Here is a 266-nt window from a genome sequence, read left to right on the forward strand (position 1 = left end):
CGCCAGCGGTTGATCAGCTGGTCCAGCTCCTCTGGCGGAATGCTCAGCAGTGCCTTGTCGAGAATGGCCTGCAGTTGCGGTTGGTCCGAGGCCACTGCAAATGCCGCGATGGCCGGGCTGTCGTCCAGCACACTGGCGATGCGCAGCTGGTTCTTGAACACGTGGTTGATGTAGTAGGTGGCGTTGATGTGGTTGCTCAAGGCCACGTCGGCGGCGCCGTTGGCCACTGCTTCCATCAGCCCGAGGGGGTGGTCCACTTCGACCAC

1 protein-coding gene is annotated in these 266 nt (G+C 62.8%); it reads right to left on the reverse strand.

Annotated elements, in window-relative coordinates; translation table 11 throughout:
* Positions 1 to 266, reverse strand: a 266-nt coding sequence (locus SB765_RS30285; protein WP_410932576.1) for a hypothetical protein, incomplete at both ends; no start/stop codon positions are given.

The organism is Pseudomonas sp. SIMBA_067 (assembly GCF_046534675.1).
GTDB classification, from domain to species: Bacteria; Pseudomonadota; Gammaproteobacteria; order Pseudomonadales; family Pseudomonadaceae; genus Aquipseudomonas; species Aquipseudomonas putida.